The 24,955-nt window shown below is 39.7% G+C and carries 25 protein-coding genes and 1 tRNA gene; 21 read left to right on the top strand and 5 right to left on the bottom strand.

Going from position 1 to position 24,955, the window contains the following annotated elements; all coding sequences use genetic code 11:
* The first annotated feature begins 178 nt into the window (after positions 1-178).
* The gene (locus AABB81_RS14650; protein WP_342161304.1) at positions 179-931 is read left to right on the top strand and encodes an enoyl-CoA hydratase/isomerase family protein; all 753 of its coding nucleotides are present in this window, start codon (positions 179-181) and stop codon (positions 929-931) included.
* A gap of 3 nt (positions 932-934) precedes the next feature.
* On the top strand, positions 935-1,114 hold the full coding sequence (locus AABB81_RS14645; protein ID WP_342161303.1) for a hypothetical protein: 180 nt from the start codon (positions 935-937) through the stop codon (positions 1,112-1,114).
* A gap of 186 nt (positions 1,115-1,300) precedes the next feature.
* On the opposite strand, the gene AABB81_RS14640 is transcribed toward AABB81_RS14645, so the two are convergent.
* Complete coding sequence (locus tag AABB81_RS14640; RefSeq protein WP_342161302.1) at positions 1,301-2,338, bottom strand: NAD-dependent epimerase/dehydratase family protein; 1,038 nt, start codon at positions 2,336-2,338, stop codon at positions 1,301-1,303.
* 74 nt (positions 2,339-2,412) lie between these two features.
* Between AABB81_RS14640 and AABB81_RS14635 the strand changes: the two genes are divergently transcribed.
* The 9 genes from AABB81_RS14635 to AABB81_RS14595 all read left to right on the top strand — a co-directional run bounded on the left by AABB81_RS14635 (position 2,413) and on the right by AABB81_RS14595 (position 11,770).
* Positions 2,413-3,084 (top strand): hypothetical protein, encoded by a 672-nt coding sequence (locus AABB81_RS14635; protein WP_342161301.1) that lies wholly within the window; start codon positions 2,413-2,415, stop codon positions 3,082-3,084.
* Between the two features lie 110 nt (positions 3,085-3,194).
* Positions 3,195-4,382, top strand: a complete 1,188-nt coding sequence (locus AABB81_RS14630; protein ID WP_342161300.1) for a DUF1214 domain-containing protein — start codon at positions 3,195-3,197, stop codon at positions 4,380-4,382.
* Positions 4,379-5,632 carry a sulfotransferase family protein gene (locus AABB81_RS14625; RefSeq protein ID WP_342161299.1) on the top strand — a complete coding sequence of 418 codons (1,254 nt, stop codon included), beginning with the start codon at positions 4,379-4,381 and terminating at the stop codon, positions 5,630-5,632. Before AABB81_RS14630 ends, AABB81_RS14625 begins: the two co-directional genes overlap by 4 nt.
* A 1-nt stretch (position 5,633) precedes the next feature.
* The gene (locus AABB81_RS14620) at positions 5,634-6,617 is read left to right on the top strand and encodes an SDR family NAD(P)-dependent oxidoreductase (protein WP_342161298.1); all 984 of its coding nucleotides are present in this window, start codon (positions 5,634-5,636) and stop codon (positions 6,615-6,617) included.
* Between the two features lie 240 nt (positions 6,618-6,857).
* Entirely contained in the window at positions 6,858-7,670 is an 813-nt protein-coding gene (locus AABB81_RS14615; RefSeq protein WP_342161297.1) for an MIP/aquaporin family protein, read from the top strand.
* Positions 7,663-9,150, top strand: coding sequence for a glycerol kinase GlpK (gene glpK, locus AABB81_RS14610; protein ID WP_342161296.1), 1,488 nt, complete (start codon positions 7,663-7,665; stop codon positions 9,148-9,150). The genes AABB81_RS14615 and glpK overlap by 8 nt, the downstream gene beginning before the upstream one ends.
* Positions 9,151-9,166: 16 nt before the next feature.
* Complete coding sequence (locus AABB81_RS14605; protein ID WP_342161295.1) at positions 9,167-9,562, top strand: hypothetical protein; 396 nt, start codon at positions 9,167-9,169, stop codon at positions 9,560-9,562.
* Positions 9,563-9,567: 5 nt separating this feature from the next.
* A complete protein-coding gene (locus tag AABB81_RS14600) occupies positions 9,568-10,116 on the top strand; it encodes a pyridoxamine 5'-phosphate oxidase family protein (RefSeq protein WP_342161294.1) in 549 nt (182 codons plus the stop codon).
* 1 nt (position 10,117) lies between these two features.
* Positions 10,118-11,770 carry a glycerol-3-phosphate dehydrogenase/oxidase gene (locus tag AABB81_RS14595; RefSeq protein WP_342161293.1) on the top strand — a complete coding sequence of 551 codons (1,653 nt, stop codon included), beginning with the start codon at positions 10,118-10,120 and terminating at the stop codon, positions 11,768-11,770.
* Between the two features lie 329 nt (positions 11,771-12,099).
* On the opposite strand, the gene AABB81_RS14590 is transcribed toward AABB81_RS14595, so the two are convergent.
* Positions 12,100-13,095, bottom strand: coding sequence for an NAD(P)H-dependent glycerol-3-phosphate dehydrogenase (locus AABB81_RS14590; protein ID WP_342161292.1), 996 nt, complete (start codon positions 13,093-13,095; stop codon positions 12,100-12,102).
* A gap of 113 nt (positions 13,096-13,208) precedes the next feature.
* On the opposite strand from AABB81_RS14590, the gene AABB81_RS14585 reads away from it, so the two are divergent.
* Positions 13,209-13,655, top strand: a complete 447-nt coding sequence (locus AABB81_RS14585; RefSeq protein ID WP_342161291.1) for a TM2 domain-containing protein — start codon at positions 13,209-13,211, stop codon at positions 13,653-13,655.
* A complete protein-coding gene (locus AABB81_RS14580) occupies positions 13,656-13,940 on the top strand; it encodes a TM2 domain-containing protein (RefSeq protein ID WP_342161290.1) in 285 nt (94 codons plus the stop codon).
* Here the strand turns inward: AABB81_RS14580 and AABB81_RS14575 are convergent.
* From AABB81_RS14575 to AABB81_RS14565, 3 genes are read right to left on the bottom strand one after another with little or no spacing between them, the layout of a single operon-like run.
* Positions 13,937-15,745, bottom strand: coding sequence for a GNAT family N-acyltransferase (locus AABB81_RS14575; protein ID WP_342161289.1), 1,809 nt, complete (start codon positions 15,743-15,745; stop codon positions 13,937-13,939). The genes AABB81_RS14580 and AABB81_RS14575 overlap by 4 nt on opposite strands.
* A 7-nt stretch (positions 15,746-15,752) precedes the next feature.
* Entirely contained in the window at positions 15,753-17,006 is a 1,254-nt protein-coding gene (locus AABB81_RS14570; RefSeq protein ID WP_342161288.1) for an aspartate kinase, read from the bottom strand.
* Positions 17,007-17,033: 27 nt separating this feature from the next.
* Positions 17,034-17,513: a GNAT family N-acetyltransferase gene (locus AABB81_RS14565; RefSeq protein WP_342161287.1), complete on the bottom strand. Its 480-nt coding sequence runs from the start codon at positions 17,511-17,513 to the stop codon at positions 17,034-17,036.
* Between the two features lie 64 nt (positions 17,514-17,577).
* Between AABB81_RS14565 and fbp the strand changes: the two genes are divergently transcribed.
* The 8 genes from fbp to AABB81_RS14525 all read left to right on the top strand — a co-directional run bounded on the left by fbp (position 17,578) and on the right by AABB81_RS14525 (position 24,950).
* Positions 17,578-18,597 (top strand): class 1 fructose-bisphosphatase, encoded by a 1,020-nt coding sequence (gene fbp / locus AABB81_RS14560; RefSeq protein ID WP_342161286.1) that lies wholly within the window; start codon positions 17,578-17,580, stop codon positions 18,595-18,597.
* A 248-nt stretch (positions 18,598-18,845) separates the two neighbouring features.
* Positions 18,846-19,202: a dihydroneopterin aldolase gene (gene folB / locus AABB81_RS14555; protein WP_342161285.1), complete on the top strand. Its 357-nt coding sequence runs from the start codon at positions 18,846-18,848 to the stop codon at positions 19,200-19,202.
* An 11-nt stretch (positions 19,203-19,213) separates the two neighbouring features.
* The gene (locus AABB81_RS14550; protein ID WP_342161284.1) at positions 19,214-19,948 is read left to right on the top strand and encodes a glycosyltransferase family 2 protein; all 735 of its coding nucleotides are present in this window, start codon (positions 19,214-19,216) and stop codon (positions 19,946-19,948) included.
* Positions 19,945-20,571, top strand: a complete 627-nt coding sequence (locus AABB81_RS14545; protein ID WP_342161283.1) for a lipid-A-disaccharide synthase N-terminal domain-containing protein — start codon at positions 19,945-19,947, stop codon at positions 20,569-20,571. The genes AABB81_RS14550 and AABB81_RS14545 overlap by 4 nt, the downstream gene beginning before the upstream one ends.
* Positions 20,564-22,177, top strand: a complete 1,614-nt coding sequence (locus AABB81_RS14540; protein WP_342161282.1) for an ArnT family glycosyltransferase — start codon at positions 20,564-20,566, stop codon at positions 22,175-22,177. The genes AABB81_RS14545 and AABB81_RS14540 overlap by 8 nt, the downstream gene beginning before the upstream one ends.
* Before the next feature lie 57 nt (positions 22,178-22,234).
* Positions 22,235-22,305, top strand: a tRNA-Cys gene (locus AABB81_RS14535).
* A gap of 104 nt (positions 22,306-22,409) precedes the next feature.
* Complete coding sequence (locus tag AABB81_RS14530; RefSeq protein ID WP_342161281.1) at positions 22,410-23,270, top strand: MBL fold metallo-hydrolase; 861 nt, start codon at positions 22,410-22,412, stop codon at positions 23,268-23,270.
* Between the two features lie 21 nt (positions 23,271-23,291).
* A complete protein-coding gene (locus AABB81_RS14525; RefSeq protein ID WP_342161280.1) occupies positions 23,292-24,950 on the top strand; it encodes a S8 family peptidase in 1,659 nt (552 codons plus the stop codon).
* The last annotated feature ends 5 nt before the right edge of the window (positions 24,951-24,955 follow it).

Raw genomic sequence — 24,955 nt, 5'->3', positions numbered from 1 at the left:
GAGGACGACAGGACGAGTTTCGCAACGGATGGCAGCGAGGATTAGTAATTTGCCTAAAATTAGTGCAGCCTTGACTTTTTTGGTTCTTTTTGTGTCAAGACAAAAACGAACAAAAATAGATTTTTTTAATCCTTGCTTATATTTATCAATTCAGAAAATAATAATATATCTTATTTTTATGTCAGGTACAATCTACACTCACATCGACCATTACATCGCAACAATAACCTTTTCCCATCCTCAGAGTAATTCCTTTCCTGGTGAATTACTGCAAAAACTGGTGGATACTTTTGACAGGCTCAGCGTTGATGATAATGTCAAAGTGGTCATTTTGCAGAGTGAAGGAACCAAGGCCTTTTGTGCAGGAGCCTCTTTTGACGAGTTATTGACGGTAACAACTTTGGAAGAAGGTGAAAAATTCTTTTCGGGTTTTGCCAATCTGATCAATGCCATGAGAAAGTGTTCAAAACTTATTATCGGTCGTGTCCATGGGAAATCCGTGGGCGGCGGCGTGGGTATTGCGGCAGCCTGCGACTATTGTTTTGCTACAGAAGCATCAGACATCAAATTATCAGAACTGAGCATTGGCATTGGCCCTTTTGTGATTGCTCCGGCCCTTGAAAGAAAAATGGGGATTTCAGCTTTAAGTGAATTAAGCTTAGATGCCAAAAGTTGGAAAACCGCCTATTGGGCTGAAAAAAAAGGCCTCTTTAACGCGGTTTATGAAAATAAAAGAGACCTGGATAACGGTATTGACATATTGACCCATCAGCTATCACAATACAATGCTGAAGCGCTGCTCAACATGAAAAAAATATTTTGGGAAGGCACAGACCACTGGGATGAATTATTGATCGAGAGAGCCGAAATCAGCGGTAAACTGGTGCTGTCTGATTTTACTAAAAACGCACTTTCTAAACTAAGACCCTAAGCCATGCTGAATTTGATCCTGATACTTCTTTTTCAAGTCGACATCGAAGAAAAAATGCAAAACGCCCCGGACAAAGGTTATGAGATCGGGGTTGTGATTGGCACCTATCTTCCATTTGTTGTTTTGGTCATCATTGCTTATTTCATGTTTAACCGGTTTAAGAATCGGGGGGATGTGGACTAGGGGAAGAATGTCGAATATCGAACAGGGAATATCGAATATCGAATGGGAAAGTTAAATTCTTCAATCCCTTCCTTGTAAGCAAACGTATCCAATAAATTATATTTTCCACACCTTCATCATTCAAAATTCCTTGTTCGATATTTATTTTTAAAAATGATGCAATGCTATAATGCATTCATTATGGCTCTATTTTTTTAAATAATAAGCAATGGTATTTTGTAATGATTCATTATGACTGTATTTAGGTTGGAAGTTAAAATCTTCAAGTGCTTTTTGAGTTGAGAAAGTAAAATCCAAACAAGTGTATAACACCGCAAATCTGCTAAACTTAGGATTGTAATGTTTTATGGGTCGCCATAATACTGCGATGAATTCTGAAATACTACCTATCGCATATGCTAATGTGAACGGTAGCCATACATTCTTAGGAAATATCTTATATCCGGCACCAGAAACTATTTGATCAAAAAACTTGAAAAAATTAACGCCATTGGCATCGCTGATAAAATAAATTTGCTGTATAACTTTTTTGTTGTCTGTCCACAGTGCTTTCGCAGCTAACAGATGGGCATGCGCCATATTGCCCACATACACCTGTTGACATTTTGAAGTGCCGTTTCCCAGGCGAACATAAAAGCCGCTTTTCGCCATATCAATTAAGGCATCCATATGATAGGGGTCTGCTTCTCCATAAATATCTGAAGGCCTCAAAATACAGGTCTTTAAGTGAGGTGAACCAGCTTCAAGAACAGCCTTTTCGCCTAAGACTTTTGACTCACAATATACAGTATGGTACGAAGCGGGGTAAGGTTGATCTTCATTAATATTTACCAATGGTTTTCCTGAAAATACAGCATCCAAAGAACTCGTAAAGACCAGGTTATTAACCCGGTTTTTTTTACATGACGCAATAATATTTTTAGTACCACCAAGATTCACAGATAAAACCTCCTCCTTAGTTCTTGTTCCCCAATCAATAATAGCAGCACAATGGATTACAATATCAATTCCCCGGCAAGCCTTTTCAACAGCATTTTTATCCCGAATATCCCCTTTAATAACTTCGATTTTATTATCTGTTTGTCCTTTGTATTCTTGTAAGTCAAAAACAATAATCCTGCCTGGTTCCAGAGGCGTGTCATCGCATAATAATTCTTTGACAATTCTACTTCCCAGAAACCCTGCACCTCCTGTGACAAGAATGTTGGGGTTCTCATTTTTCATAAAAATGTATTGATTAATTACTATCTTGCTTCAAGACAAGAACGACTAATTTAGTAATTAGAATTGATTCTGACATGAAAAAAATAATGTACCTGATCAGAGGTGCTAAACAAGAAAGTTATTCAGGTTTTAAGCATAGAATATTAAGCTTAGCCGATGATATTGTTTTGCGTCAGCATCCTGAAAAGCTTAAGGTAGTATTGACCGAAAATAAACCCCCCGCAATTTCGATTATTCCGTTTAAAAAAAAGAAACTTGCTTCGATTTCTGTTGTCTGTCATGGTGAAACCATTATGGATGAAATTGATGCGATTGAAGGTTTCGCAGGTTCTTTTGACGTTACTGAAGCTTTACCAGTGGCATATGTTAAAAACTGGGAAGACGGTAATGCAAGTCCAGGCATTTGTTTATTGACTTTGTTTAACAAGAAAAAATCAATAGACTATAAAACCTTTATTGACCGATGGCATAATAGCCACACCCCACTGTCCTTAAAATTACATCCTTTATGGAATTACAACCGAAATGTTGTCGATGGCATGGGAAAAAATAATACAGAAAGTTGGGATGGGATTGTAGAGGAGCACTGTAAAACCAAAGCTGAATTGTTGAATCCGTTTAAATTTTTTGGTACACCATATCATATAATTCCTAATATGATTGCCGTATATCGCGACACGAAATCTTTTTTAGATTATGGATCCATAGAACCTTATTTGGCTATGGAGTATCATATAAAAAGCTAGTGAGTTTTGAAGTTTGTTTTGCTCCTTGAAGAAGATCCAATGCAAGTATTGGGTTTGTTGTTTTTATCATAGTTTTATGTTAATTTAAAAAAAGATATTTTTTTAGTCAAATGCAGAAGTTACTTTTTGTTTTTTTAGCCATTTCTAATTTTTTTAGAAAGATCAGATATTCCATTTTTGGCTTAAATGAAGATGATATTTATGATAAACGCATTGTTTCAGGTAAATCATGGGAAGACTACTGTGATAAGTTAAAACTTGCCGGAACAAATTTAAAATATGCCGGAGCTCCTCAGGATGCATTTTCTCAAGCCGAGGGAATCAGATATTTGACGCGTTTAACCAGAGTTTCATTGGAGGCCTTTGTGGAATATGCCGATCCAAGTTTTCCGGTTTTTAAAAGAATGGTGCATAAAACAGTGAAAATGGGCGCCGATAATCCTGATAATTATTATTTCAATGCTCAGATAAGTGGCGCATTTGAATACCGAATCAGGGGTAAAAGAAACACAGCTCATTATATAGGATTTTTTACACAAAATGGGAGTTATGGCACAACCGGCGGCCTGAGCCCCTGTGGAGTTTTGGAAGGAAGTGATTTGCAGTTGGAGAAAGATGGCAGTTTTGAAATCATTTTAAGCAAAGAAAAAAAAGGTAAAAATTGGTTAAAGCTTGAATCGGATACCGGTTTAGTGATGGTGCGCCAAACTTTTTATGATCGCTTTAAAGAAGTTGCGGCAGAAATTCATATTGAGAATTTGGATGGGCGAAAATCACCTGATCCAATTACGCCAAAAATGATCGATGAAGGATTAAAAATGGCTTCCATGTTTGTGGCAGGGGCACCCTTGTTATTTGCAAAATGGGCAAAAGGTTTTAAGAAGCACGTCAATCAATTGCCTCAATTTGACCCAAAAATATCAAACGCAGCTGGTGGAGATGCCAATATTATTTATTACCACAGCTACTGGAATTTAAAAGAAGAGGAAGCTTTAATTATTACTGTTAACCCTCCAGATTGTGATAGCTGGAACTTTCAGCTAAACAATTATTGGATGGAATCTCTTGATTACCGTTATCATACCATTTGCATTAGTAAAGGAACCGCACAGTATGAGGCTGACGGCAGCGTACGTATAGTTGTTGCCCACAGAGATCCAGGCCATAAGAACTGGTTAGATACCTGCGATCATTTTGAAGGAACCATGTGTTGGCGCTGGTACAGATTGGAAAACGGAGCCAAAGCGATTCAACCAAACTGCGAAGTGGTACCATTTCATACTTTGAAAGCTGTATGAAAGACAAAAAAATTATTAAATCAGGTAAATACAAGGAGCAACCCAAGTGGTTTACTTTAGTCAATAAGTTTTGGAGGAAAACCTACCCTTTGGGAACCAAATCGGTACTCACCAAGGAAAGTTTAATGAATGCCGCAAAAAAAACAACCGGGCTAAACGATTTTGGAACCGACTTTTGGGAAGAACCTCTTGAGGTAATGTTAAAATCAATCAGGGAAGAGGCCCAACTTCACTCCATAGGTCAATTCATTACCCGACAAAGGATCATTAATTTGCTGTCTGTGAGGTTAAGGGCTGAGTATTATTTTAAAAAGCATCCCGAAATTTTAGAACAAGAACTTTATCCATGTATGGTGATTGTTGGCTTGCAAAGAACAGGAACTACGAAATTACAGCGCCTATTGGCTTCCGATCCTGAGAATCGAAGTGTATTAAGTTGGGAAGCTTTGAATCCTGCACCAATAAATAATGATATTAAAACAGGAAAGGAGCGTATAAAAATTGCCAAGACAAGCGTAAAGGCTTTGCAATATATGTCACCCGGTTTTTTTGCGATTCATCCTATCGAATATGAGGCTCCTGAGGAAGACGTGCTCTTATTAGATGTGTCATTTTTAAGCACCACTACTGAAGCTACGATGAATGTACCAACTTATGCTGCCTGGCTCGAAAAGGCCGATCAGTCATCTGCGTATGAATATATGGTCAAGTTGTTGAAACTTTTACAATGGCAGAGACCAGGCAAAAGGTGGGTACTTAAAACGCCGCATCATTTGGAGTTTTTACCGCTTGTAAAAAAATACTTTGGAAACGTTCAGTTTATCTGGACGCATCGAAACATTAATGAATGTATTCCTTCGTTTTTGAGTATGGTATCCTATTCGAGGATATTATTTAGCGAGGAAGTAGACCAGCATACAGTGGCAAAACAATGGGTAAGAAAAAATGGTTTTATGTTATCCAAGGCTTTGGAATATCGCAAGAATGATAAAGGTGATGTGGTTTTCACCGATGTTTTATACGAAGACTTGATAAAAGATACCATCGATGCAGTTAAACAAATATATCGGGACAGAGGAGAGCCTGTTTCAGCCGAATTATTAGCGTCTTTCGAAGCTGAAAATAGTCGAAATCCTAAGGAAAAATACGGTATACATCAATATGAGCTCAGTGACTTTGGGATCGATGAGTCTTATATTAGAGATTATATGGCATCATACGAACATTTTCAAACATCATTAAAGAAATAAAATGACTTTGAAAGAAAAAAAATATGACAGCCCTTTGCAGGCGACGATTACGGGAATCCTGGGCTTGTTTAAAAAGCAGGAAAGAGTAGGGGAATTGTCAGTAATTGACAGTTTACAAGGTAAAAAAGTATTGATTACCGGCTCAAGTTCAGGCTTAGGTTTAGCCGTAGCCAAACAGCTTGCTGCGAGAGATGCCGAGGTCATTATGGCAGTTCGAAGTGGTATTCCAGAAAAAGGAGAAGAAGTTAAAAGAGTATCGGGAAAAACGAACATTCATATGTTGCCCGTAGATCTTTCTGATTTTGATTCCATACATCATCTGGTGAAGGCGGTAAAAAGTAAGTTTGGACAAATAGATATCTTGATTTGCAATGCTGCCATAGTGGTAAGTGAGGCAAGAAAAACCAAAGAAGGATTAGATGAAATGTTTATGGTTAATTATCTTGCAAAGTTTGTCTTGGTGAATGGGTTGTTAAAAGAAAATTGTTTTAACACAGATTCAAATGAATTGCCAAGGATTATTTTTGTGTCGTCTGAGAGTCATAGGAATCCGGATGAATTTGAATGGGATACTTTTGGTGAATTTAAGGATCATAAGATGGCTAAAACCGTTGAACGATATGGATATTATAAATTATTGATGACAACATTTTCTCAAGAACTGTCAAGAAGACTCAATGTTGGCGAAAAGACTTCCCACTCAGTTTTTGCCTTGTGTCCGGGTCCTGTAAATTCCAACATTGCCCGTGAGGCTCCAAAAATGGTGCAGCCTTTACTGAAATTAGTATTTAAACTATTTTTTAGCTCCCCCGAAAAGGCCGCAGAGCCTGTTGTATATTTATCAGCTTCAAAAGACCTGGAAGGGAAACCAACCGACTATTTGTTTTTGATGAGCAGAAAAGAAATAGACCCAAAAGCTACTGCTCCAGAAAATGGGAAACACCTTTGGGAAAAAACAGAAAAATTGCTTGAAAAAATAAAATAATGAACCAGGTGTTAAGGGAGAATTGAGATGGGAGACATCAAATCAGGTTTGTAACATTGAATATTGTCTACTTCTCTATGTATACCTGTTTCAGGACAAGACACCCACATTCAAGCATTCACGCATTGTAGCATTGTAGCATTGTAGCATTGTAGCATTGTAGCATTGTAGCATCAAGATAAAAGAAGAAAAAAATTTATTCAATATAATTTGTAAATTGTCATAAACAAAATCAAACCCATGTCTCAATACCTCGCAGAATTCTTAGGAACCTTTTTCCTGATCCTTATCGGAGGTGGTGTGGTGGCCGGAGTAGTCTTAAAAGATTCTAAGGCTTTTGGTTCGGGATGGAACACCATTGTGGTAAGTTGGGGATTGGCGGTGACATTTGCCATTTACGGTGTGGGAAGCATCAGTGGGGCACATATCAACCCGGCGGTGACTTTGGGTTTTGCCTTTGTGGGTGAATTCCCCTGGGCCAAGGTGCCCGGATATGTGTTGTCACAGATCGCAGGAGCATTTTGCGGTGCCGGTATCGTATGGATCTTTTATATCCCGCTATGGTCAAAAACCGATGACAAGATTTCGAAACTTGCAACTTTTGCCACGGTTCCGGCCATCAGGTCATACGTGCATAACCTGATCAGTGAGATCATCGGTACCGCCGTACTTATTTTTAGTTTACTGTTTATCGGGACAACAAATTTTACCGAAGGCCTGAATCCTTTGGTAGTTGGTGCTTTGATCATGGTAATCGGTTTTGCTTTGGGTGGCACCACCGGATTTGCCATTAACCCGGCAAGGGATCTTGGTCCTCGCCTGGCGCATTACCTGCTTCCCATTATGGGCAAAGGAGGATCTGATTGGCGCTATGCCTGGGTCCCGATTCTGGGGCCGATCCTTGGGAGTTTTTTAGGGGCTTCCTGTTATCAATTGCTCTATAAAAATGATTTTCAAATTCGCTATGGTATCGTAATGGCTTTAATCGCAGGTATATTGATCTCGGTTGTGGTCAGTAATATCCAATCTCAAAAAAATCAGCACCATGGGTAAAAAATATATCATTGCCCTTGATCAGGGGACCACGAGTTCAAGAACCGTATTATTTGATGATACGGGAAAGATCTGTGGTATATCGCAAAAAGAGACAGAGCAAATCTATCCCAAACACGGCTGGGTAGAGCAAAATGCCGTAGAAATTTACCAGTCGCAACTCGAAACCCTGCACAATGTGATAAGGGAAAATAATGTGGATGCAGCTGATATACTGGGTATAGGCATCACCAATCAACGGGAAACCACTGTTCTCTGGAATAAAAATACGGGTGAACCCGTTTATAATGCGATTGTTTGGCAAGATGTAAGAACGAGTAAGTTATGTAAAGAATTAAAAGCAGATGCAACACTCAATGCATATGTACGAGACAATACAGGGCTCGTTATTGATTCCTATTTTTCGGCTACTAAAATCAAATGGATCCTTGACAATGTACCAAAAGCCAAAGCACTGAATGAAAAAGGATCCTTGCTTTTTGGAACCGTAGACACCTGGTTGTTGTGGAACCTTACCAAAGGAAAAGTACATGCCACTGATTATTCAAACGCTTCCCGAACGATGATTTACAACATCAAAGACCTTGAATGGGATAAAAATATGCTGGACAGGCTCGGTATTCCGGAATCGATGTTGCCTGAGGTAAAGCCCTCGTGTTTTCACTTTGGGAATTTCACTTTTGATGATCATGTTATTCCCTTATCAGGCATGGCAGGTGATCAGCAGGCTGCCCTTTTTGGCCAGGCCTGTTTTAAAAAAGGCGAAACCAAGAACACCTATGGAACAGGTTGTTTTCTGCTGATGAATACCGGTAAAAAACCCAAATTTTCGGCCAATGGTTTGCTTACCACGATCGCCTGGGGCCTTGACGGCGAGGTTCAATATGCCCTTGAAGGAAGTGTGCTTATTGCAGGAGCAGCTATTCAATGGCTCAGGGACGGGCTGCAGCTTATAGACCATGCCAAGGATTCTGAATATTTTGCCGAACAGGTGATTGGAGATAGCAATGTGTATGTGGTTCCCGCCTTTGCAGGATTGGGTGCACCTTATTGGGATATGGATGCCAGAGGCTCCATTTTTGGACTGACCCGTGATACAGGTAAAAATCATTTGATCAAAGCCACCCTGGAATCACTTGCTTACCGCAGCAAAGACCTCATCCTGGCCATGGAAGAAGATTCTGGTGTAAAACTTGCAGCCTTAAAGGTTGATGGGGGCGCCTGTGCCAATAATTACCTGATGCAGTTTCAGGCCGGCATATTAGGAACCCGTGTTGAAAGAGCCGAAATCATAGAATCCACTGCACTGGGCGCGGCTTATCTTGCCGGCATCGGGGTCGGCTTATGGAAAAAAGAAGATATCCTTAAAAACAGAAAGATTCAAAAGGAATTTCACCCTGTCATGGAAGAGGCAAAAAGAGACAAACTTTACGCGACCTGGAAAAAGGCTGTATCCCGATCAATGGACTGGGAAGATTGACCCATAGAGCATAAAAATGAAAAAAGACATACAAATTCCAACTGTTAAAGACGTATATATGGCCGTAAGCCAGGAATACAATGAGGCCTTTAAGTCAAATGACCACTATGCTTATTTGATCAATAAAAAAGAGGTCCCCCTTGAAATGGTGCTGATTGTTTCCAAAGGGGCAGACAAGGAAAAAGAAACATCGGTCATGAGGCATAAAATAGATCGCTTGCCTGCGCAGTCCTTTGCGAAAGTGGAACTTATGCCTGAAGACCTGCTTGTGTTAAACAATCATTTTAAGGTGACTTTTTTTGAAGAGAACCGCATGTTTGAAAAAGAATTTATACTCGAAAAAAACAGTCTTAAAGAAGGCTCATTAAGGCATATCGACATATTAAACCAAAGAGGCATCTTATTAAAATAAAAACCATGGCGAAACAATACGATCATATCAATAAACGCATTCAAAAATTCATCTCAGAACAAAAGATCTTTTTTGTGGCTACTGCCACAGATAAAAGCAGAATCAACCTCTCTCCCAAAGGGATGGACAGCTTTAGGGTGATCGATGAGAAAAAAGTGCTTTGGTTAAACCTTACCGGAAGTGGTAATGAAACGGCGGCACATCTGGGTGTTGACGGTCGCATTACAATTATGTTCTGTGCTTTTGAAGGGGCACCTATGATCTTAAGGCTTTACGGAAAAGGAAAAGTGATCAACCCTAATGACAAGCAGTGGTCAAAAAGTATCGCACACTTTCCGAGATTAGCAGGAACAAGGCAAATCATCTCCATTGACATTGACATGGTACAGACCTCCTGTGGCATGTCGATCCCTTATTTTGACTTTAAGGATGAACGGAGGCAACTGGATGACTGGGCAAAACAAAAAGGAGAAGAAGGCATTAAAGACTATTGGAAAGAAAAAAATGAAGTGAGCATTGACGGTATCCCTACGCAAATTCAGGAAGGCTATTAAGATGTCGTCATTTTCAAATTTACAAAGAGAAAAACTCAGCGAGAAACTAGCTTCCAAAACTTTCGACCTCCTTGTTATCGGTGGAGGCATTACCGGAGCAGGGATTGCTCTCGACGCCGCCAGCAGGGGTCTTAAGGTTGCCCTGGTGGAACAAAATGATTTTGCTTCGGGAACCAGCTCCAAATCCACCAAACTCATACATGGCGGACTGAGGTATTTAAAGCAATTTGATTTCTGGCTGGTAAAAGAAGTGGGTTCCGAAAGGGCCATCCTGCACAAATTGGCACCTCATCTGGTAGTGCCCGATAAAATGATCCTCCCCATTATCGAAAACGGCACCTACGGCTCCTGGCTTACTTCTATCGGTCTAAAGATCTACGATATTCTCGCTAACGTGGAGGGTGATGACAAAAGACTGATGCTGGATAAGGAAACCACCTTGCTCAAAGAACCTTTGCTCCCTGAAGACATCCTCGAAGGAGCAGGTTTTTACGCCGAATACCGAACCGATGACGCACGGCTTACCATAGAAGTATTGAAAACTGCTGAGCATCATGGGGCCCTGGTCCTTAATTATGCAGAACTTAAGTCACTGCATTATTCCAACCACCTGGTCAACGGGGCCATGGTATATGATCATGTTTTACATAAGGAAATACCCGTAAAGGCCAGTTATGTAGTCAACGCCACAGGACCCTGGGTGGACGATGTTCGGGAGCACATGGACCCGGCTTCTAAAAGATCAAAAAGATTGCAGCTCACCAAAGGCGTGCATTTGGTTTTTCCTTATAAAAAACTTCCGGTCAAACAGTCGGTTTATTTTGACGTGCCTGATGGCAGGATGATCTTTGCGATTCCCAGAGGTCAAATTACCTATGTGGGAACCACTGACACTAAATTCGAAAAGGAACCCGAAACAGTGAAAGTTGAGCTTGTTGATGCCTTATACCTTATTCATGCTGTAAACAATATGTTTCCTGATATTGAACTAACACAAGATGACATTATTTCCAGCTGGGCCGGGCTGAGGCCATTGATCTATGAGGAAGGAAAGTCGGCCGGTGAACTCTCCAGAAAGGATGAAATTTTTGAATCCGCTTCGGGCCTTATATCCATTGCCGGCGGTAAACTAACGGGCTATAGAAAAATGTCAGAACGCATTGTTGACCTGGTTGTAAAAAGAGCATCAAAAGACAGGAAACTCAGTTTTAAAACCGTTCAGACCGAAAATATCCCCCTCACCGAAAAACCTTTTAAAAACTACGAAGCGGTAAAAAATTATATCAAAAATATACTGCCCGAATGGCAGGCCTTTGGATTTAGCAAGACCAGTGTCGAATCTTTGGTGCATCGCTACGGAAGAGCAACTGATCATATATTGAAAAAATTTCGGGAATTACCCCAAGAAGCTGCTGGGTTGCGATTGGCCAAAGCCGAATTATGGTATGGCATTCATTTTGAAATGATCTTAAAACCCCTTGATTTTTTTGAGAGGCGAACAGGCAGGTTATACTTTGATCCTTTTGAACTTGACCAACTCAAAGACCCCATTATAAAAGAATTCGCCAGGTATTTTAACTGGGACAAAGAGACTTTTGACAAGGAAAAAAAGAGGCTTGAAAAAGCTTTTAAAGAAATTACTGAATTTGAATGATTTTTCTTTGTCCATTTGTCTTGATACAAATGTCATATTAATCTTCCAAAGGAAAATGTTGTTTTGATCGAATCTTTTACGTCAGTGTAGTTTGAAAAGCGCGTTAAGAATTTTTGAAGCCTTGGAAAAAATTTAGCGCTTTTTAAACGATTTTTATGCGTTCGACAGAAAAGCCTAAAAAACACCTTCGTAAAAGGCTCCTTTTTTTGGTTCTTTTTTTGGAGAAGCAAAAAAAGCAACAAAATAAAATATCTACACTAAATTTTCTAATCACCCTTAATCAGGGAAGTACAAAACTTCTCACATCTCACATCTCCCTTAACAACACCTTAATCCAAAATATCAGTAAGCTGATTAAATTCCTGTTTTGGATCTTTATTCTCATAAAGAATTCGATAAACAGCATCGATGATCGGTATTTCAGCCTTGTTTTTCTGATTGATCAGATAGGCGCTTTTTGTGGCGTAATACCCTTCAGCCACCATGCTCATCTCAAACATTGCCGACTTTACGGTATATCCCTTACCTATCATATTACCAAACATTCGGTTGCGACTGAAAACAGAATAACCGGTTACCAAAAGGTCTCCCAGATAGGCCGAATTGTTGATATTGCGCTTCATCTTATGGATCTTTTTGATAAATCGCTTCATTTCCCTGATCGCATTAGACATCAACACCGCCTGGAAATTATCTCCATAACCCAAACCGTGGGCGATACCCGCCGCTACCGCAAAAATATTCTTGAGCATAGCCGCGTATTCTGTGCCTATAATGTCATCAGAAATTTTGGTTTTAATATACCTGCTGGCCAGTTTTTCGGCCAGGACCTCTGCCTTTTTTTCATCCTGACAGGCAATGGTAAGATAAGAAAGTCGCTCCATGGCCACCTCTTCAGCATGGCAAGGGCCGGTGATCACACCTATGTTCTCCAGTGGAACATTCATTTTTTTATTAAAATGCTCTCCTACGATAAGCCCTGATTCAGGTACGATTCCTTTGATGGCCGAAAAAATGACCTTGTTTGTCAAAGGCACCTTGATCTTATTTAGCTCGGCCTGCACAAAGGCCGAAGGAATTGCAAAAATAAGATAGTCTGCATAGTCGATCATCTGATTGATGTCTTCTGAAAAGAACAGTTTATTTGGGTCAAAATATGCCGAACTGATATAATTGGGATTGTGTTTGTTCAGTTTAATGTGTTCTATAATATAGTGGCTGCGCATATACCAGCCAACCTCATTCATATTTTCGCATAACATTTTGACAATAGCCGTAGCCCAGCTTCCTCCTCCTATTACTGCAATTTTCGTTTTTGATGGCATAAATTCTCTGGTGTATGATTCAAAAGTAGTAAAATTTAAAGAACCTGTAACGATAGGTTTTGATTATTAAATTCTATAAATTTGTTAGTGATTCATCCATAAATAGTTGTGCAATGAGTGAAACTGACAAAAAAAAAGACGACAAAAAGGATTTTAAGGACGAACTCAAAAAAGGCGCTAAAAAAATAAAGGAAAAGGCCAGAGAAATCGCAAGGGATATTGATGAAAATACTCAGGAATTTCAGGAGGAGGCCAAGTCGACTGCCACCGAATTTGCTGAAGGGGCCAAAGGGGTTTATGAAGAAATCACTTCAGACGTGGGCAGCAAAAGAATCGTTGCCGGTATTGTAGCTATTTTGTTCGGATCCCTGGGGATTCATAAATTCATTCTTGGTTATCAAAAGGAAGGCCTTATCATGTTAGTGGTCAGTTTGCTTAGTTTTGGATTTCTTGCAGCCTTGGTTGGCTTGGTAGGTATTATTGAAGGCATTATCTACCTCAGCAAATCTGATGAAGACTTCTTTCAAACCTACCAGATTGGTAGCAAACCCTGGTTTTAAATGGAAATAGTTGATGAATTAGGAAACAAACTTCCCCCTCCGGCGGAAAACAAAAGAATCCTTGCGGGGGTATTAGGTATTCTTCTCGGTGCCTTTGGAATCCATAAATTCGTTTTGGGTTATCAGAATGAAGGGTTGATTATGTTGCTTGTTACCGTGCTTACTTGTGGAATCGGAGCAGGTTTTACAGGGTTGATCGGTCTTATTGAAGGTATTATTTACCTCAGCAAATCGGATGAAGAATTTTACTTTATCTACCAGGAAAACAAAAAACCCTGGTTCTAAGATCCGTTTTTTTCGTGGTTTGACTTTCGTTCCAACTCGGCCTGGAACTCCTCCATAACGGGTTTTACAGTGGTCTCCGGAATGTCGGAAATACGAATATACATCAGTCCGTCGACCGCATTATTGAATTTTGGATCTACATTAAAAGCCACAACTCTGGCATTTTGTTTGACATACTTTTTCATCAAAACCGGCAGCCTTAGATTCCCGGGTTCTACCTCATCGATGATCTTGTCAAATTTATTCATATCCGCCTTTGTCGTATCGAAAACAAAATCTTTATCTGCTACGCTCAATTTGACTTTATACTCCTTTTTGGGATGCACGTATTGCGCAATAAAAGGATCATAATAATGTGACTTCATAAACTCGATCATCAGGGATTTGGAAAAATTGGAAAACTTGTTGCTTATGCTTACCCCGCCCATCAAATATTTGTATTCAGGATATCTGAGGGTGACATGAACAATTCCTTTCCAAAGCAAAAATAAAGGCATTGGTTTTAGCTGATATGATTTTACAATAAAGGCCCTTCCCATTTCAATGGTTGATTCCATCATGTCATAAAGCTCAGTTTCTATCTTAAACAATTCGTTCACATAAAAACCTTCTATACCGTATTTTTTAAAAATCTCTTTGCCGAAGCCCATTCTATAAGCACCCACCAACTGATTGTTCGCATCATCCCAAAGAAAGAGGTGTTTGTAAAACTTATCAAATTTGTCAAGATCCAATGACTTATTCGTACCCTCACCTACCTCCCTAAAGGTCAATTCGCGCAACCTCCCGATCTCTGTAAGTGTATTGGGGATCAATTTGCTTTTAGCAAAATATATCCGGTAGCTTTTACTGGTAAAGAGTAAAGCGTTCTTTTCGTCAAGGACTTTTAATTCATTTCTGATAAGTTCAGGGTCCACAGCATCTATAATTGTTTTAGCCGACTTAGGGAACTTAAAGTTCCTGGTGTTGATAATGGAGCTTTCCTTTTCAAACGGATTTGCGAGCATATAGGTTTTTTTCCTTAAAAACTGATGAAACTCCTCAAGGCTGTTAAAATCATTCTGCTCTTTGACATTTATGGGTTTTCCGATCCTTACCTTGATCAACCTGTTTTTTTGAGTAAGTAATTCAGAGGGCAGTTTAGCTGTTCGCAATATTGGATTCAGCTTCGATAAGAAATAGAACAACTTACTGTTCTTAGCATGAAAATAGATAGGTATCACCGGAACATTGGCTTTCCTGATAATTTTGATGGCTCCCTCCTCCCAGGGTTTATCCACCGCGAGTTTACCATCTTTAAATGTAGAAACCTCACCAGCCGGAAAAATTCCCAAAGGATATCCTTCACCCAGATGAAGCAAAGCATTTTTAATGCCTGTAATACTGGATTTGGCATCTTTGTGTTCCTCAAAGGGGTTCACAGGCATCACATAATTCTTTAAGGGCACGATACGGTGCAATAAAAAATTCGCAATGATCTTATAATCGGGTCTTCGTTCCAATAACAATTTTAGCAACAGTATCCCGTCAATTCCTCCCAATGGATGATTTGAAACCGTTATAAACGCGCCCTCTTTGGGAATTCTCTCAAGATCTTCTTCAGGTATTTGAAAATGAATCTGTAAATCACTAAGGATGCCGTCAAGAAATTCTATGTCTTCTTTGTGTTTGTGCCTTTCATAGATTCGGTTAAGTTGCGAAATTCTTAAAGACTTTAGGAGTACCCAACCAAAAAAGGTGCCCAACCATCCGAACTTGTCCAGATTGATGACTTTTGCTATTTCCTTGGAATTGACCAGACTCATTTGTAAATTAGGCTTTTACAATTACTTGAACAGTTTCTCTGCTCCTTTGTTTTAAAAGTACTTCTTTGTCTCTTTCAAGTTTTTCAACAACCTCTTCATTAAAGTGCCTGATAGTGTACAAGATAAGGTTTTCATTATATTTCACCTTGTATCTTGGCATCAGGCTGTCAAGTAATGGCTTAAAATTATCAAAATTATCTTCAATACACACAGAAAAACTGATAGCAGAATTTTGTATCAGGTTTACTTTGATTTTATAGTCATGTAAAAGGCTGAAAATATGGCTTATGTCTTCCTCCATGACAAAATTGAATTCCTTGTCGGAAACAGAGATCAAAATTTGCTGTTTCTTCACTATAAAACAAGGAATATGAGGCACTATATCCAGTTCACTACCTACATAGGTTCCTTGTAGATCAGGGTTTAAAAATGACCTGACCCTTAGCGGAATTCCCTTTCTCTGCAGGGGTTGCAAGGTTTTTGGATGTATCACTGAAGCCCCGTAAAATGCCATTTCAATAGCCTCCTTATAAGAAATTTGTTCGATTAAGGTAGTTTGCTCAAATTCTCGGGGATCCGCATTAAGCACACCGGGTACATCCTTAAAAATAGAAACCACTTCAGCATTTAAGCAGTAGGCAAAAATCCCTGCCGTATAATCTGAACCTTCTCTTCCAAGCGTTGTTGTATTTCCAAAATTATCACTGCCAATAAAGCCCTGGGTAATGGTGACCCCCTTCACTTTCATCCTTTTATTTATTTCCCTGGAAGTGACCTCCCAATCAACCCTGGCTCTTCTAAAATCGCTGTCGGTCTTTATACAATCACGTACATCGAGCCATCGATTGTCAATTCCGTTTTTGAGTAAAAAAGCGCTGCAAATTCTGGTCGACAGGAATTCAGCTTTACTCACGATCTGGTCGTACACATAATCATAGTCATCAGAAGTGTTCTTTTCAAAAAAAACTGATATCTCGTCGAAAATAGCATCAATCTCCTTTACGATGGGTGAATAACGATCGAAACCCAGGTTTTGAACAATATCCAAATGAAATTGTTTTGCTTTAAGGAGTTTTTCATGCAGATCAGAACCTTTGTCAAAGTAACCTTTAACAATTTGTTCAAAAGCATTGGTCATTTTTCCCATCGCCGAAATCACGATCAAGACATCCTTTTTGGCGAGTTTTTGAAGCGTTGCCAAAAAATTCCTGACTCCATCGGCATCTTTTACAGAAGCTCCTCCGAATTTAAATATTTCCATTGATTAATTATCAAAATACATTGCCTGTCAAACTTTTCCCACAAAAGCTTCCAATGACTTTTCATTCATATGAACCACCTGCCAGCCTTCCATGATTTTTGCCCCTGTCGAGGTGTAAAAATCTATGGCCACTTTGTTCCAGTCTAAAACCTCCCATGACACCCTTCGCATTTTTTGTTCATGAGCATAGGTCAGTACTTTGGTATAAAGTGCCTTCCCAACCCCTTTCGCCCGGTATTCCTGTTTTACGATAAGATCCTCAAGGTGAATGGACCTTCCTTTCCAGGTGGAGTATCTTTCGTAAAAAAGTGCCATTCCAATAACTTCCTTCTGCAGTTCTGCAACAAAAACCTTAAATGCCGGAGATTCTCCAAATCCATCTCTCTTCAAATCACTCTCTGTCAACTCAACTGCATCGCTTTCCTTTTCAAATGTAGCCAATTCTTTGATTAACATGAGTACAGAATCCATATCAGATTTTTTACCCTCTCTCAATAATATCTCCATATTTACGTTTTAAAGTATACAAAAATAACCATATTTGTATAGTAATCGTCCAAACTCAAACAAAATGCAAAAGCATATCACGCTGGGAGAATATATCATTGAAAATCAAAAAGATTTTCAGTATTCATCAGGAGAACTTTCCCGTTTATTAAGCTCCATAAGGCTCGCCAGCAAGGTTGTCAACCACGAAGTTAATAAAGCAGGCTTGGTTGATATTCTTGGCGCCGCAGGAGAAACCAATATTCAGGGTGAAAATCAGCAAAAACTTGATGTTTATGCCAACGATGTTTTTATGAAAACACTCGTCAACCGGGAGATCGTTTGTGGTATAGCAAGTGAGGAGGAAGATGATTATGTTATTATTGAAGGAAAAAACCGATCACATGACAATAAATATATCGTTTTGATCGATCCGCTTGACGGCTCCTCAAATATTGATGTGAACGTATCAGTGGGTACCATTTTTTCGATATACCGCCGTGTCACCCCAATAGGAAACCCGGTGACCAAGGATGATTTTCTTCAACCGGGAAATCTTCAGGTAGCAGCTGGTTATGTAGTATATGGTACCTCAACCATGCTGGTTTATACCACTGGTTTTGGGGTAAACGGATTCACACTTAATCCTGCAACAGGGACCTATTATCTGTCGCATCCGCATATGCAATTCCCTGATGACGGAACCATTTATTCAATTAATGAGGGTTATTATGTGCATTTCCCGCAAGGAGTAAAAGACTATTTAAAATACTGTCAGGAAGAAGAAGGCAACCGGCCTTACTCTGCCCGTTATATTGGCTCATTAGTCTCCGATTTTCATCGAAATATGATCAAAGGCGGTATCTATATGTATCCAACAAGTTCAAAATCACCACAAGGAAAACTAAGACTTCTATACGAATGTAATCCTATTGCATTTCTGGCTGAACAGGCAGGTGGCAAGGCAACAGACGGGTACAAAAGGATCCTTGAAATCAAACCTACAGAACTTCATCAGCGCGTCCCTATTTTTGCAGGAAGTAAATTAATGGTGGATAAACTGGAAGAATTTATGGCGAAGTATCCGGAGAGTGCGGATTATTAGGTTTTAAGTGCTAAGGACTAAGGCTTAAGGGCTAAGAGCTAAGAGCTAAGAGCTAAGAGCTAAGAGCTAAGTAAATAAATTCATTTTGATGATTAAATGTGACTTTGGAAGGAAACTTCGAAAATCTCAAATCTGAAATCTCAAATCTGAAATCTGAAATCTTATATCTCAAATCATTTCTCCCTCTTTTAAGTATAAAATTACTTCTGTCATCATGGATTAATTATATTTGCAGAAATTTTTGATCCTTGGGTACTATAAAAATCAGCAATATTAGAGTCTATGCCTACCACGGTTGTTTGGTTGAGGAGGGTAAAATTGGTTCTGATTACCGGGTCGACCTTTCTGTAAAAGCAAACCTCAAGCCTTCGGCAAAAACGGATCAACTGGCTGATACAGTAGATTATGTGCATCTGAACAGGATTGTAAGAGAAGAAATGGCCATTCGTACCAAATTACTTGAAACGGTCGCTGATCTGATCCTTGACCGAATACTCCTTGAAATTCCGCTGGCAAATAAAGTCAAAATAAAGGTTTCCAAACTCAATCCGCCGATAGGTGGCAATGTTGAGATGGTCACCATTATTATGGAAAGAGAGAGATAATCGAGCTTTTTATGAAACATACACTAACCATCATTGTTCCGGTTTACAACGAAGTAGACAATCTTTCGCGTGTTGAAACAGAACTTTCAAATTACCTTGATATATGCGTTTCAAAGGCTGAGGTATTATTTGTGAATGACGGCTCAACAGATAAAAGTCAGGAAGTGATCGCTGATATCTGTCAAAGGGATAAACGATTTACCTATATAAGTTTTAAACAAAACAAAGGCTTAAGTGCAGCCCTTAAGGCTGGTTTTGACCATGCTGAAAGTGATCTGGTGGGTTATATTGATTCTGATTTACAAACTTCGCCTTCAGATTTTAATCTTTTACTTGCCGAAATCGACAATTTTGACCTGGTGACCGGCGTCAGGTCAGACAGACAGGATTCTTTTGTAAAAAACATGTCATCTTCAATTGCCAATGTGATAAGAAGAGCCTTTACGCATGACGGAATGGATGATACCGGATGCCCGCTAAAAATCATCAAAACAACCTATGCCAAAAGAATACCCATGTTTAAAGGGTTGCACAGGTTCCTGCCCGCCATGATCCTGTTGCAGGAAGGCAAGATCAAACAAGTTCCGGTTCAACATTTCCCCCGAATAGCCGGGGAAGCCAAATACCATCTGTGGAACAGGCTTTTTGGCCCTTTGGCAGATTGTTTTGCCTACCTTTGGATGAAGCGCAAATATATCAACTACCAAATAGTGGATAGTTCTGCCAAGTTAAGAAACCGATCATGAGTGACTGGCTCATTTACAGTATAGGCTTTTCGGCCCAGCTCCTTTTTTCTTCACGCCTGCTGATCCAGTGGATTCAATCGGAAAAAATGAAAAAAGTCGTCACCCCTTTGTTATTCTGGCAACTGAGTTTACTGGCCTCTTTTTTACTCTTTGTCTATGGCTGGTTAAGGGATGATTTTGCCATTATGCTGGGTCAGGTACTCACTTATTTTATTTATATCAGGAATTTACAGATACAGGGATTCTGGAAAAAATTGCACCGGCTGTTTAGAATTTTTCTTTATGTATTCCCACTGATTATTGTCTGGTATACTTACAACAATAACCAGTTTGATATGGACAGGGTTTTTAGAAATGAGAATATCCCTGTTTGGCTCCTTGTTTTGGGTAGCGTTGCCCAGGTTGTTTTCACATTGAGGTTTATCTATCAATGGCTCTATTCTGAAAAGAAAAAAGAATCCATCCTTCCAATGGGATTTTGGGTGCTGAGTACCACAGGCTCCATCCTGATCATTATCTATGCGATCTTTAGAAAGGACCCGGTGCTTTTCACCGGGCATATTTTCGGAAGTATTGTTTACATTCGTAATATCCTTTTGATCAAAAATTCCAAACATGAATAACAGATCTTATTTGCTGGCTATTGCTTTGGTTTGCCTGGCTATTTTCTTTCCGCATCTCAGCGTGGTGGAAGTGAATATCATGGAAGCCAGGAATTTTATTACGGCCCGTGAAATGCTCGAATACGGAAACTGGATCCATACCACTATGAACCTGGAGCCCAGGTATGAAAAACCCCCGCTTCCTACCTGGCTTACGGCCTTTTCAGCAGCCGTTTTTGGAACAAAGAGCTTATTCGGCCTCAGGCTCCCTGCGGTATTGTCTGCAGTATTTTTAGTCTTTACTTTTTACTATTTGGGACTTCAGGTTCTAAAAGACAAAAAACAAGCATTTATTGGAACCCTCATCTTATCCACTTCATTTTATATTGTTTTTTCGGGTCGAAACGGTCAGTGGGACATCTTCGCCCATGCATTCATGCTCTATGCCATTTTTCAGCTTTTCAAAGCTTTTGAAACAGATCAGAAATCATGGAAGCAATGGATACTTGCAGGTATATTTCTTGGCTTCTCTTTTATGAGCAAAGGGCCCGTTTCATTATTTGCTTTGCTGCTTCCTTTTCTTATCGCTTACGGATTCGTTTACAAATACAAAAATTTTAGCCAAAAAATCCAACCGCTTTTAGTAAGCCTGCTCCTATTTGTCATTTTCGGACTGACCTGGGGAGCCTATATCTTTCTTACCGACGCAGGCTCGGCAGAATTTATCGCAGATAAAGAGACCTTGGCCTGGACCAACAGGAGTGTAAAGCCTTTTTACCATTATTGGAGTTTTTTCACCCAGTCGGGTGTCTGGACCTACTTCTCGTTTCTGGCCTTGTTATATCCTTTTATGATCAAGAGAACTGAAAACAAAAAAATGTATCAATTCAGCCTGTTCTGGACATTGGCCACAGTGTTTTTATTGTCTTTGATTCCTGAAAAAAAAGAAAGATACCTGCTGCCTGTTCTGATACCTATGGCTTTAAATACAAGTTTTTATATATATTACCTCATTCAAAAATCAAAGGAATTACCAAAACTGGATGTATACCTTGCCAATTTTGGTTTTGGCCTTATCGGCTTTATCGGGCTGATTTTTCCGTTCGGGGTCTATTTCTTTTTTGAAGGTCAAATGAGCCCGCATTGGGTTGCCTATTTTATCAGTTCACTCGCCCTGTTTTCTTTGGGTATCATGATCTTTATTTGGTTGAGGAAACGGGCCTTTGAAAAATGCTTTTACGGGATCATTTTGTTTATTTGCAGCATTCTTCTGTTTGCATTTCCCATGGCCGAATTACTGTACGACAATGATAAATTTCTTAGCCTAAGAACTTTAAGATCAATAGATGGTATGGAAAATATCGACCTGTATTCCACAGACCGGTTGATACCATCACCCGAATTAATTTATGATCTGGGTGAACCCATTAAACGGGTTAAACTTGCCAATCAACTGCCCCAAAATGGGCAGTTTGCCCTGCTTGTCAACGACAGTATTCCAGCCGATGTCAGGATGAATTTCAAAACAGAATTTATCACTTTGTTTGACATCAATAACCTGAAAGAAGGTAAAAGAGGCCACAAGAAAAGGAAAACTCTAAAGCTATATCAGCTGGAGAAAAAGTAATAAGCAGTATTTTTGGTTGTTATCAATAAATTTTTATTTAAATTTGCATCCGTTTTTGGCGTCATGGCCGAGTGGCTAGGCAGGGCTCTGCAAAAGCTCGTACAGCGGTTCGAATCCGCTTGACGCCTCTTATAGACCTCATTTCCACCCTAAGTGGAGATGAGGTTTTTTTGATTTATTTAACACTCTTTTATCCTATTTTTTGCATCTTTGCAACTGTTAAAAATTGCTTATGAAGGTTTACCCTATCGAAACCGGAAATTTTAAACTAGATGGAGGTGCAATGTTTGGTGTTGTACCTAAAGTGATTTGGCAAAAAACCAATCCGGCTGATGCAAATAACCTCATTGATATGAGTTTAAGATGCATGCTCATTGAAGATGGTAAGCGTTTGATTCTAATTGACAACGGTACAGGAAATAAACAAAGTGAGAAATTCTTTGGCTACTATTTTCCGTTTGGAGAAGAAAACCTTGACAGTTCCCTAAAAAAACATGGCTTTCACAGAGATGACATCACCGATGTCTTTCTTACGCATTTGCATTTTGACCATTGCGGAGGAAGTATACAATGGAATAAATCGCGCACAGGTTATGAACCGGCCTTTAAGAATGCCAAATTTTGGTCGAATCAAAACCACTGGGCCTGGGCCACCGAGCCAAACCCCCGGGAAAAAGCTTCATTTTTAACAGAAAATATTCATCCCATAGAAGCCAGTGGGCAACTCCATCATGTTCCTCTTCCCAAAGAGGAATTGCTAAAAGGCAGCCCGCTTGGATTTGATATTCTCTTTGCCGATGGTCATACCGAAAAACAAATGATCCCGCATTTGAATTATCAGGGGAAAACACTCGTTTTTATGGCAGACCTGCTACCTACGGTAGGGCACATTCCATTGCCCTATGTAATGAGTTATGATGTAAGGCCCCTTATCACCATGGATGAAAAAGCAAGATTCCTTAACAGAGCAGCAGATAAAAGGTATTATTTATTCCTTGAACATGATGCCAAAAATGAGATTTGCACCTTGAAGCATACCGAAAAAGGGGTCAGGCTTGACCAGACTTACCGATTCGATGAGATATTTAATTGATTATAATATAAATTTAAAACAATGAGTAGAAGATTGATTTTGGGACTTGGATTAGCCATTGTCCTTTCTGCATGTAGCTCAACAAAGAACCTCCACAGTATTGCTGTGCCTGAAGGTTCAGCAACGGCAGTGAACATACCGGCCAAGAAAGGAAATATGACCGTAGAGGAGATCAGAGAATGGCCACATGCCGATATTTATAAGGATTCGATCCCGGGAATGAGTCTTGATAAAGCCTATGAGTTTTTAGCCGATAAAAAAGGGACAACGGTAATCCTTGGAGTAATTGACTCCGGAATTGACAATGAGCATGAAGATCTCAGAGACAATATTTGGACCAATACAGATGAAATTGCCGGAAATGGAAAAGATGATGATCAAAATGGTTATGTCGATGATATTCACGGCTGGAATTTTCTTGGCGGTGAAGGTGAGGCAACTCCTGAACAACTTGAAGTGACCAGACTTTACAAAATGCTGCGTGCCAAATACGATGGGAAAACCAGAGATGACATGAGTGTTTCTGAAATGGATGGTTTTAATTATTACCAGAAAGTCAAAAAGGATTATGAAAAAAGGATCAATGAGGCTAACGAGAACTATGAGCTTTACCAAAAGACTAAAATCTATTTTGAAGATGTTGACAGAGCAGCAAAGGAAAAGCTTGGGAAAGAAGACTATACCTTAACTGATTTGAGCGCACTTGATGTAGCAGATCAAAATCCATACCTGATGAGGGTCATGGGCACCGGAGGCACAAATGCTGAGGTAGGTGAGCATATCAACGAAGCTGTCAAACATTACGGAAACGTTAAAAAAATGTACAACCTGGATTTTAACGGCAGGGCGGCTACAAATGATGATCCTTATGACATTACCGACGTTCCTTATGGCAACGGGAATACCATAGGTTCGGTTGATGATGAAATGCACGGTACGCATGTTACCGGAATTGCCATGGCAACCAGAGACAATGGCAAGGGATTGAACGGTGTGGCTAAAAACGTAAAACTCCTCTCTGTGAGGGCAGTCCCTGAAGGAGATGAATATGACAAAGATATCGCACTGGCGATTCGCTATGCGGTAGACAATGGAGCTAAAGTCGTCAATATGAGTTTTGGCAAAAGCTATTCTCCTAATGCTGAATGGGTCTATGACGCTATCAAATACGCTGCCAGTAAAGATGTTTTGCTGGTTCATGCAGCGGGAAACGATCATAAAAATATTGACAAAAGCGATAATTTCCCCACTGATGCCCCTAACAAGGTAGATGAGATTACCGACAATGTAATCACTATTGGGGCCATGACGAGACATTATGACAAAGATCTTGTCGCCTCATTTTCGAATTACGGGAAACTGAATGTAGATCTTTTTGCTCCGGGACTGGAAATCTATTCCACTGTCCCTAAAAATGAATACAAAAGCATTCAGGGAACTTCAATGGCTGCTCCTGAAGTAGCAGGCGTTGCTTCATTGATTCGTTCTTATTATCCGGAGTTATCCTCAAGTCAGGTAAAGCACATCCTGATGAATTCAGGGATCAAAGTGGACCTTGAAGTGTTGCTGCCTGGCGGGGACGGCGCGTTAGTGCCTTTTAGTGACCTGTCGCGATCAGGACGTGTTTTAAATGCTTATAATGCCTTGAAAATGGCTGACAGTATGGTCAATGGCAGATAACAAAC

The sequence above is a fragment of the Lutimonas vermicola genome, assembly GCF_038433205.1.
Classification (GTDB): domain Bacteria; phylum Bacteroidota; class Bacteroidia; order Flavobacteriales; family Flavobacteriaceae; genus Lutimonas; species Lutimonas vermicola.
Note: the sequence above shows the minus strand (reverse complement) of the source record. Positions and strands in the feature narration are given on the sequence as shown.

Bases quoted from the DNA above. Each gene is read 5' to 3' on its own strand.
- AABB81_RS14530 (WP_342161281.1), top strand. From the start codon at position 22,410: ATGAAGGTTTACCCTATCGAAACCGGAAATTTTAAACTAGATGGAGGT.
- glpK (WP_342161296.1), top strand. From the start codon at position 7,663: ATGGGTAAAAAATATATCATTGCCCTTGATCAGGGGACCACGAGTTCA.
- AABB81_RS14590 (WP_342161292.1), bottom strand. From the start codon at position 13,095: ATGCCATCAAAAACGAAAATTGCAGTAATAGGAGGAGGAAGCTGGGCT.
- AABB81_RS14620 (WP_342161298.1), top strand. From the start codon at position 5,634: ATGACTTTGAAAGAAAAAAAATATGACAGCCCTTTGCAGGCGACGATT.
- AABB81_RS14630 (WP_342161300.1), top strand. From the start codon at position 3,195: ATGCAGAAGTTACTTTTTGTTTTTTTAGCCATTTCTAATTTTTTTAGA.
- AABB81_RS14650 (WP_342161304.1), top strand. From the start codon at position 179: ATGTCAGGTACAATCTACACTCACATCGACCATTACATCGCAACAATA.
- AABB81_RS14545 (WP_342161283.1), top strand. From the start codon at position 19,945: ATGAGTGACTGGCTCATTTACAGTATAGGCTTTTCGGCCCAGCTCCTT.
- AABB81_RS14575 (WP_342161289.1), bottom strand. From the start codon at position 15,745: ATGAGTCTGGTCAATTCCAAGGAAATAGCAAAAGTCATCAATCTGGAC.
- AABB81_RS14640 (WP_342161302.1), bottom strand. From the start codon at position 2,338: ATGAAAAATGAGAACCCCAACATTCTTGTCACAGGAGGTGCAGGGTTT.
- AABB81_RS14540 (WP_342161282.1), top strand. From the start codon at position 20,564: ATGAATAACAGATCTTATTTGCTGGCTATTGCTTTGGTTTGCCTGGCT.
- AABB81_RS14595 (WP_342161293.1), top strand. From the start codon at position 10,118: ATGTCGTCATTTTCAAATTTACAAAGAGAAAAACTCAGCGAGAAACTA.
- AABB81_RS14525 (WP_342161280.1), top strand. From the start codon at position 23,292: ATGAGTAGAAGATTGATTTTGGGACTTGGATTAGCCATTGTCCTTTCT.
- AABB81_RS14615 (WP_342161297.1), top strand. From the start codon at position 6,858: ATGTCTCAATACCTCGCAGAATTCTTAGGAACCTTTTTCCTGATCCTT.
- AABB81_RS14550 (WP_342161284.1), top strand. From the start codon at position 19,214: ATGAAACATACACTAACCATCATTGTTCCGGTTTACAACGAAGTAGAC.
- AABB81_RS14585 (WP_342161291.1), top strand. From the start codon at position 13,209: ATGAGTGAAACTGACAAAAAAAAAGACGACAAAAAGGATTTTAAGGAC.
- AABB81_RS14635 (WP_342161301.1), top strand. From the start codon at position 2,413: ATGAAAAAAATAATGTACCTGATCAGAGGTGCTAAACAAGAAAGTTAT.
- AABB81_RS14645 (WP_342161303.1), top strand. From the start codon at position 935: ATGCTGAATTTGATCCTGATACTTCTTTTTCAAGTCGACATCGAAGAA.
- fbp (WP_342161286.1), top strand. From the start codon at position 17,578: ATGCAAAAGCATATCACGCTGGGAGAATATATCATTGAAAATCAAAAA.
- AABB81_RS14580 (WP_342161290.1), top strand. From the start codon at position 13,656: ATGGAAATAGTTGATGAATTAGGAAACAAACTTCCCCCTCCGGCGGAA.
- AABB81_RS14605 (WP_342161295.1), top strand. From the start codon at position 9,167: ATGAAAAAAGACATACAAATTCCAACTGTTAAAGACGTATATATGGCC.
- AABB81_RS14625 (WP_342161299.1), top strand. From the start codon at position 4,379: ATGAAAGACAAAAAAATTATTAAATCAGGTAAATACAAGGAGCAACCC.
- AABB81_RS14565 (WP_342161287.1), bottom strand. From the start codon at position 17,513: ATGGAGATATTATTGAGAGAGGGTAAAAAATCTGATATGGATTCTGTA.
- AABB81_RS14570 (WP_342161288.1), bottom strand. From the start codon at position 17,006: ATGGAAATATTTAAATTCGGAGGAGCTTCTGTAAAAGATGCCGATGGA.
- AABB81_RS14600 (WP_342161294.1), top strand. From the start codon at position 9,568: ATGGCGAAACAATACGATCATATCAATAAACGCATTCAAAAATTCATC.